Raw genomic sequence first — 6,935 nt, forward strand, 5'->3', positions numbered from 1 at the left:
GGCCTCCTGTGCTGCGTGGCCGCGCCTCCTCGGTCCGTCGTTGTTGTACCGAGTGCATCAATGGGCTTAGCCTCGGGGTGTGACCACGACGCGACGCACGGGCCTCACGGGCCCGCCACTCGACTACGACGAGGGCCTGCGCCTGCAGCGCGAGCTGCACGCCGACGTCGTGGCCGGCCGACTGGACTCGGCCCTCGTCCTCTGCCAGCACCCGTCGGTGTACACGGCGGGCACGCGGACGCAGCCCGCCGACCTGCCGCGCGACGGCTCCCCCGTGACCCGGGTGGACCGCGGCGGACGCATCACGTGGCACGGCCCCGGCCAGCTCGTGGCGTACCCGATCGTGCGCCTGCCCGAACCGCTGGACGTCGTCGCCCACGTCCGGGCGCTCGAGGCGTGCCTGATCGCCGTGTGCTCGGGCGTCGGGGTGTCGGCCGTCCGCGTCGAGGGGCGCAGCGGCGCCTGGGTGCGCAGACCGCTCGGCGACGAGAAGGTCGCGGCGGTCGGCGTGCGGGTCGCCGAGGGAGTGACGATGCACGGCGTCGCCCTCAACTGCGACGCCGACCTGTCGTCGTACGCCGGGATCGTGCCCTGCGGCATCACCGACGCCGGCGTGACCAGCCTGACCCGCGCCTCCGGGAGGCGCGTGGCCGTGACCGACGTCGCGGACGCCCTCGAGACCTCCCTGACCGCCTACCTGACCAGCCTCGAGACCGCCGGCCGCGTGCCGGCCCGAACCGACCCCGTGGGAGCCCACCGATGACGACGACCGCCCCCGAGGGACGACGCCTGCTGCGCGTCGAGGCCCGCAACGCCGAGACCCCGATCGAGAAGAAGCCGACCTGGATCAGGACGACCGCGAGGCAGGGCCCCGAGTACCGCGCCCTGACCGAGCTCGTGGTCGACAAGAAGCTGCACACGGTCTGCCAGGAGGCCGGCTGCCCGAACATCTTCGAGTGCTGGGAGGACCGCGAGGCCACGTTCCTGATCGGCGGCTCGCAGTGCACGCGGCGCTGCGACTTCTGTCAGATCGACACGGGCAGGCCGAGCCCGATCGACCGCCGCGAGCCCCTCTCGGTCGCGGAGTCGGTGCGCGAGATGGGGCTGCGCTACGCGACCGTCACGGGCGTCGCGCGCGACGACCTGGACGACGGAGGCGCGTGGCTCTACGCCGAGACCATCCGTCGCATCCACGAGCTGAACCCGGGCACGGGCGTCGAGATCCTCGTCCCCGACTTCAACGGTCGCCCCGAACTGCTCGCGCAGGTCTTCGACGCCCGTCCCGAGGTCTTCGCCCACAACGTCGAGACCGTGCCGCGCATCTTCAAGCGCATCCGCCCCGCGTTCACCTTCGAGCGGTCGCTCGACGTCATCCGGCAGGGGCACGACGCCGGCCTGGTCACCAAGTCGAACCTCATCCTCGGCATGGGCGAGGAACGCGACGAGGTGATCGACGCCCTCGAGCGCCTGAGGGAGGCGCACACCGACGTCATCACGCTGACCCAGTACCTGCGTCCCAGCCCGCGACACCTGCCGGTGGCGCGATGGGTGCACCCGGACGAGTTCGTCGACTTCCGAGAGATCGCGGAGGACATGGGGTTCAGCGGCGTGCTGGCCGGGCCGCTCGTGCGCTCGTCGTACCGGGCGGGCCGCCTCTGGGCGAGGGCGACCGAGGCGCGGGGCGAGGTCGTGCCCGAGGCCCTGCGACACCTGCTCGAGGCCGGGGCCGGGCGCCAGGCAGTGTGACCCGTGCCCGCCGGGGCTCGCTACGCGATGAGGTTCTGGACGAACACGTGCGGCGTGAAGCCCGTGAGGTCGCCGATGCCCTCGCCCTGCCCGACCAGCTTGATCGGGATGCCCGTCTGTTCTTGCACCGCGAGGACGAAGCCGCCGCGGGCCGAACCGTCGAGCTTCGTCAGCACGAGGCCCGTGACCCCGGCGTGCTCGATGAAGGCCTGCGCCTGGGCGAGGCCGTTCTGACCCGTCGTCGCGTCGAGCACGAGCAGCACCTCGGCGATCTCGGTCTGCTTCTCGACGACGCGCTTGATCTTGCCGAGCTCGTCCATCAGGCCCGACTTCGTCTGCAGGCGCCCGGCGGTGTCGATCAGGACGATCTCGATGCCCTCGCGCATGGCGAGCTCGACCGTCTGGAACGCCACGGACGCGGGGTCCTGCCCCTGTTGCTGCGGGCGGACGATGCGCGCTCCCGCCCGATCGGCCCAGGTCGCGACCTGCTCGACGGCCGCGGCCCGGAACGTGTCGGCCGCGCCCACGACGACCGAGCGGTCGTAGTTGCGGAGGAACTTGGCGAACTTGCCGATGGTGGTCGTCTTGCCGACGCCGTTGACGCCGACCATGAGCACGACGGCGGGTCGCGCGCTGAGCTTGAGGGTCGAGTCGAGCTTGGAGAGGCGCTCTTCGAGGGTCTCGCGCAGCATGCGCTTGAGGTCGGCGGGGTCGGTGGTCGAGTAGCGCTGCACCTTCGCCTGCAGGTCGTCGATGATCTGCTCGGTCACGTCCGGGCCGAAGTCGGCGCCGATCAGGGCGGCCTCGAGGTCGTCCCACGTGGTCTCGTCGATCGTCTTCTTGGCGAACATGCCACGGAGGGCACCGGAGAGGGACCAGGGAGAAGCCATGCGGGCCAGCATATTCGGCCCCGGGCGAGACCGCGGACGTGCAGAGGCTGTAAGCTCGCCAGGTTGAAGGGGAGTACTCCCACGCGGTGGCGTCGTCAATACGGAAGAGACCGATCTCGACCCGGTGCACCGGTTCGCAGCCGTCCTGATCAGGACGCGTCGCGAGTGGAGGAGACCTTCGGTACCCGCTGCGTACTGGAGGTACACACATGGACGTCCACTTCTTGACCTGGGCGATCACCATCGCCGGCATCATCGGCCTGCTGTTCTTCGACTTCTTCAGTCACGTGCGCACGCCGCACGAGCCGACCATCCGCGAATCGGCCATCTGGTCGGGCGTCTACATCGGCATCGCCGTCCTGTTCGGCGTCGGGGTCGGCGTCTTCTCGAACTGGACCTTCGGTGGCGAGTACTTCGCCGGCTACATCACCGAGAAGGCCCTCTCGGTCGACAACCTGTTCGTCTTCCTCATCATCATGACGAGCTTCGCGGTGCCCCGCATCTACCAGCAGAAGGTGCTGCTCGTCGGCATCGCCATCGCCCTGCTGTCGCGTGGTCTGTTCATCGCGGCGGGCGTCGTCATCATCGAGAACTTCTCGTGGGTCTTCTACCTCTTCGGCATCCTGCTCTTCTGGCTCGCCTACAGCCAGGTCAAGGGCGGCCACGGCGACGACGAGAAGGACGAGGCGGACAGCAAGCTCATCCGTGCCCTGCGCCGCGTCATCCCCACCTCGCAGGACTACGACGGCCAGAAGCTGACCACCAAGGTCGACGGCAAGCGCCTCTTCACCCCGCTCTTCCTCGTGATGGTCGCGATCGGCCTGACCGACGTGCTCTTCGCGCTCGACTCGATCCCGGCCATCTTCGGCCTCACGCAAGAGGCCTACATCGTCTTCACGGCGAACGCGTTCTCGCTGCTCGGCCTGCGCCAGCTGTACTTCCTCATCTCGGGCCTGCTCGAGCGCCTCGTCTACCTCGCCCAGGGCCTCGCGGTCATCCTCGCCTTCATCGGCGTCAAGCTGCTGTTCCACGCCCTGCACGTCAACGAGGTGCCGTTCATCAACGGCGGCGAGCCGATCACCTGGATCCCCGAGATCCCGATCTGGTTCTCCCTCGGCTTCATCGTGCTGACGATCGCCGTCGCGACCGTCGCCAGCCTCGCGAAGACCCGACGGGACGCCCGCGCGAAGGCCGGCGTCACGGCGAGCACCGACGACGACCACTGATCCCCCGACGGGCGGCCCCCACCGGGGCCGCCCGTCGCCACTCCCCCGCGGCACCCCCGCGGCCGCACCACGGAACGGAACACCCCGATGCGCCTCGAACTCATCCGCCACGGTCAGACCGACTGGAACCTCGCCGACAAGCTCCAGGGCTCCTCGGACATCCCCCTGAACGACACGGGCCGCGGCCAGGCCCTCGAGGCGGCTCGCCTGCTGGCCGGCGTCGAGTGGAGCGCCATCGTGTCGTCGCCGCTCTGGCGTGCCCGCGAGACCGCGGAGATCATCGCCGCCGAACTGGGCATCGAGCTGGGTGACGCCTACGACGAACTGATCGAGCGCGACTACGCTTCGCACGAGGGCCGCACCCCCGAGTCGCCGATCCCCGACCAGCCGAACGCGGACTACCCCGACATCGAACCGCGCGAGTCGGTGGCGGCCCGCGGACTCGGCGCCCTCGAGATGATCCGCGACACGCGGCTGCCCCTCGACGGTGACGACGCCCACATCGTCGTCGTCTGCCACGGCACGATCATCCGGTTCACCCTCGCCGAGATCCTCGGTCGCGAGGTGCCGCACATCGAGAACGCCGCGGCGAACACGGTCGAGTGGGACGGCACCGCCTGGCACGTGCTGAGCATCAACGGTGGGGTCGTCGACACGCCGATCGACTGACACCCCGGTGCCCCACGGGGCGCGACGAGAACGCAGGAGGCGCGGCCACGCAGGTCGCGCCTCCTGCGTTTCACGTCGGGGCCGGGCTCAGGAGGCGTCGGCGATGTCGCGCTCGGCCGTGCCGCCCGCGGCGGTGCCGGGCTCGGCGACGACGCGCTGGCCGACGACGGCACTGACCCCGTCCTGACGCATCGAGACGCCGTAGAGCGCGTCGGCGATCTCCATCGTGCGCTTCTGGTGCGTGATGACGATCAGTTGGCTCGACTCGCGGAGGTCCTCGAAGATCGTCAACAACCGGCCGAGGTTGGCGTCGTCCAGGGCCGCCTCGACCTCGTCCATGATGTAGAACGGGCTCGGCCGGGCCTTGAAGATCGCGATCAGCAATGCCACGGCGGCCAACGACCGCTCGCCCCCGGACAACAGCGACAGCCGCTCGATCTTCTTGCCGGCAGGCTTCACCGTCACCTCGATCCCGGTCGCCAGCAGGTCGTCGGGGTCGGTCAGGTGGAGCGAACCGCTGCCCCCCGGGAAGAGGATCGGGAAGACCCGGTCGAAGGCGGCCTGGGTGTCGGCGAACGCGCTCGCGAAGATGGTCTGCATCTTGTCGTCGATCTCGTCGATGATCGTCAGCAGGTCCGCGCGGGTGCCGGTCAGGTCGGCGAGCTGCTCGGTCAGGAAGAGGTGGCGCTGCTCGAGCGCCGCGAACTCCTCGAGGGCCAGGGGGTTCACCCGGCCGAGCCGGGCGAGCTTCTTCTCGGCCACGGCGAGCCGGCGCTGCTGCGTCGCGCGATCGAAGGGCACGCCCCGAGGAGGCGCGGTGGCGGCCCCGGCGAGGGTCGCGTCGTCGAGGTCGGCGGCACCGTCGGGTCCGCGGGCGGCACGGCCAGCGCCCTCCCCCGTGGCGTCGTCCTCGCCCGCGGCGTCGTCCTCGCCCGCGGCGTCGACGTCGACCAGGTCGACCTCGTCGTCCACGGACGGGCGGGTCGCGACCTCGTCGTCGCTCGGCACGAGCACGTGCGGTCCGTACTCGGCGACGAGGACGTCCTCGACGAGGCCGAGCTCGGAGCCGGCCCGTTCGAGCAGCCCGGACAGGTGCAGCGTCTTCTCGTAGATCTCCATCTCGAGGCCGTGCACGCTCTCGGTCACGGTGGCGAGCCGGTCGCGCAGCTCGCGCTCGGCTCCGCGGAGCGCCTGCAGCTCGGTGTTCTGCTCGGTCCGGGCCGCCTCGGCCTTCGCCAGGACCGCGCGCGCCTCGGCCACCGACCGGGCCGCGGCGTCCAGGGTCGGCGGCAGGGCCTCGAGCACCGACGACGTGGCGGCCATCTGGCGATGCCGCACCACCGTCTGACGGGCCTGGAGTTCGGCGGCCGCCCGTTGCTCGTCGAGTTGACGCTGCAGGGCCTCGGCCCGGGCGATCTCGGCCCGGACCCGTTCGCGGACGGTCTCGAGGGCGATGCGGCGCTCGGTCTCGACGGCGCGCGCCGTCTCGACCTCGGCCAGCAGGCCGTCGCGCGCCGACGCGTCGAGCAGCGGACGCGGGCGGGCGGCGTGTTCGTCGTGGGCGGCCGCCGCGGCGTCGACGGCGCGGCTCGCGGCGTCGACGGCCTCGACCGACGCGTCGAGCGCGACCGAGAGCCGATCGACCTCGGCCTCGGCGGCCTCGACCCGGGCACGCAGACGACCGAGCTGCTGCCCGTGGGAGGTGACCCGCGCCTCCTCGTCCCGGGCGGCGGCCGCTGCCTCTTTCGCTCGGGTACGCGTCGTGGCGAGCCGTTCCCGGAGCTCGGCGAGCCCGGGAGCGAGCCGCTCGATCTCGGTGGCCACGCCGGTGAGCCGCTCGGCGGCCGCATCGCGCTCGGCGACGAGCTCGAGACGCGACCGCTCGACGCCCGACCCGCCGCGCAGCACGTAGTCGGTCAGCACCTCGCCGGCCCGCGTGATGACGGTCACGGGGATCGGGTGGCCGGCGAGTGCCCGCCAGGCCGAGCGAGCGACCGCGAGGTCGTCGGCCACGACGGTGGCGGCCAGCAGTCCGAGCACCCCGGGAGGCGCGGTGACGACGGCCGTGGCGGCGACGGTCCCGGCCGGGAGATCGACGTCGAGCGTCGACCGGAGCCGCTCGGGCTCGGCCACGACGACCTCGACCCGACCGAGCTCGGCCTCGGTGGCGTGCGCGACCGCGTCGACGGCGGCCTCGACGTCGTCGGCCAGCACCGAGTCGACCACGCTGCCGAGCGCCGCCGCGACGGCGGCCTCGTAGCCGGGACTCACCTGGACGTGCTCGGCCACCAGGCCGCGGATGCCCGGTCGGCCCGCGGCGACCAGGGCGGCCGTGGCGTCGTTCTGGTCGAGGGCCAGCGAGAGCGCGCTGCGGCGGGCCGCGAGGGCGTCGCGCTCACGCTCG

6 protein-coding genes are annotated in these 6,935 nt (G+C 71.6%); 4 read left to right on the forward strand and 2 right to left on the reverse strand.

Annotated elements, in window-relative coordinates:
* Positions 1–79 precede the first annotated feature (79 nt).
* Positions 80–763 carry a lipoyl(octanoyl) transferase LipB gene (gene lipB / locus IFT36_RS07370; protein ID WP_192123265.1) on the forward strand — a complete coding sequence of 228 codons (684 nt, stop codon included), beginning with the start codon at positions 80–82 and terminating at the stop codon, positions 761–763.
* Complete coding sequence (lipA, locus tag IFT36_RS07375; protein ID WP_173151092.1) at positions 760–1,746, forward strand: lipoyl synthase; 987 nt, start codon at positions 760–762, stop codon at positions 1,744–1,746. The genes lipB and lipA overlap by 4 nt, the downstream gene beginning before the upstream one ends.
* Positions 1,747–1,766: 20 nt before the next feature.
* On the opposite strand, the gene ftsY is transcribed toward lipA, so the two are convergent.
* On the reverse strand, positions 1,767–2,648 hold the full coding sequence (gene ftsY / locus IFT36_RS07380; RefSeq protein WP_369794381.1) for a signal recognition particle-docking protein FtsY: 882 nt from the start codon (positions 2,646–2,648) through the stop codon (positions 1,767–1,769).
* A 197-nt stretch (positions 2,649–2,845) separates the two neighbouring features.
* On the opposite strand from ftsY, the gene IFT36_RS07385 reads away from it, so the two are divergent.
* Both IFT36_RS07385 and IFT36_RS07390 read left to right on the forward strand, forming a co-directional pair.
* On the forward strand, positions 2,846–3,862 hold the full coding sequence (locus IFT36_RS07385; protein ID WP_056046204.1) for a TerC family protein: 1,017 nt from the start codon (positions 2,846–2,848) through the stop codon (positions 3,860–3,862).
* 87 nt (positions 3,863–3,949) lie between these two features.
* Complete coding sequence (locus tag IFT36_RS07390; protein WP_192123263.1) at positions 3,950–4,531, forward strand: histidine phosphatase family protein; 582 nt, start codon at positions 3,950–3,952, stop codon at positions 4,529–4,531.
* A gap of 87 nt (positions 4,532–4,618) precedes the next feature.
* Here the strand turns inward: IFT36_RS07390 and IFT36_RS07395 are convergent.
* Positions 4,619–6,935 (reverse strand): AAA family ATPase (locus IFT36_RS07395; RefSeq protein ID WP_200412783.1); only part of this gene is annotated, 2,317 nt, incomplete at its 5' end.

The sequence above is a fragment of the Frigoribacterium sp. CFBP 13605 genome, assembly GCF_014839405.1.
Lineage (GTDB): Bacteria > Actinomycetota > Actinomycetes > Actinomycetales > Microbacteriaceae > Frigoribacterium.

What these genes read in the sequence shown, in the direction of transcription:
- IFT36_RS07385 (WP_056046204.1), top strand. Translation starts at nt 2,846, where the DNA reads ATGGACGTCCACTTCTTGACCTGGGCGATCACCATCGCCGGCATCATC.
- IFT36_RS07390 (WP_192123263.1), top strand. Translation starts at nt 3,950, where the DNA reads ATGCGCCTCGAACTCATCCGCCACGGTCAGACCGACTGGAACCTCGCC.
- lipA (WP_173151092.1), top strand. Translation starts at nt 760, where the DNA reads ATGACGACGACCGCCCCCGAGGGACGACGCCTGCTGCGCGTCGAGGCC.
- ftsY (WP_369794381.1), bottom strand. Translation starts at nt 2,648, where the DNA reads ATGCTGGCCCGCATGGCTTCTCCCTGGTCCCTCTCCGGTGCCCTCCGT.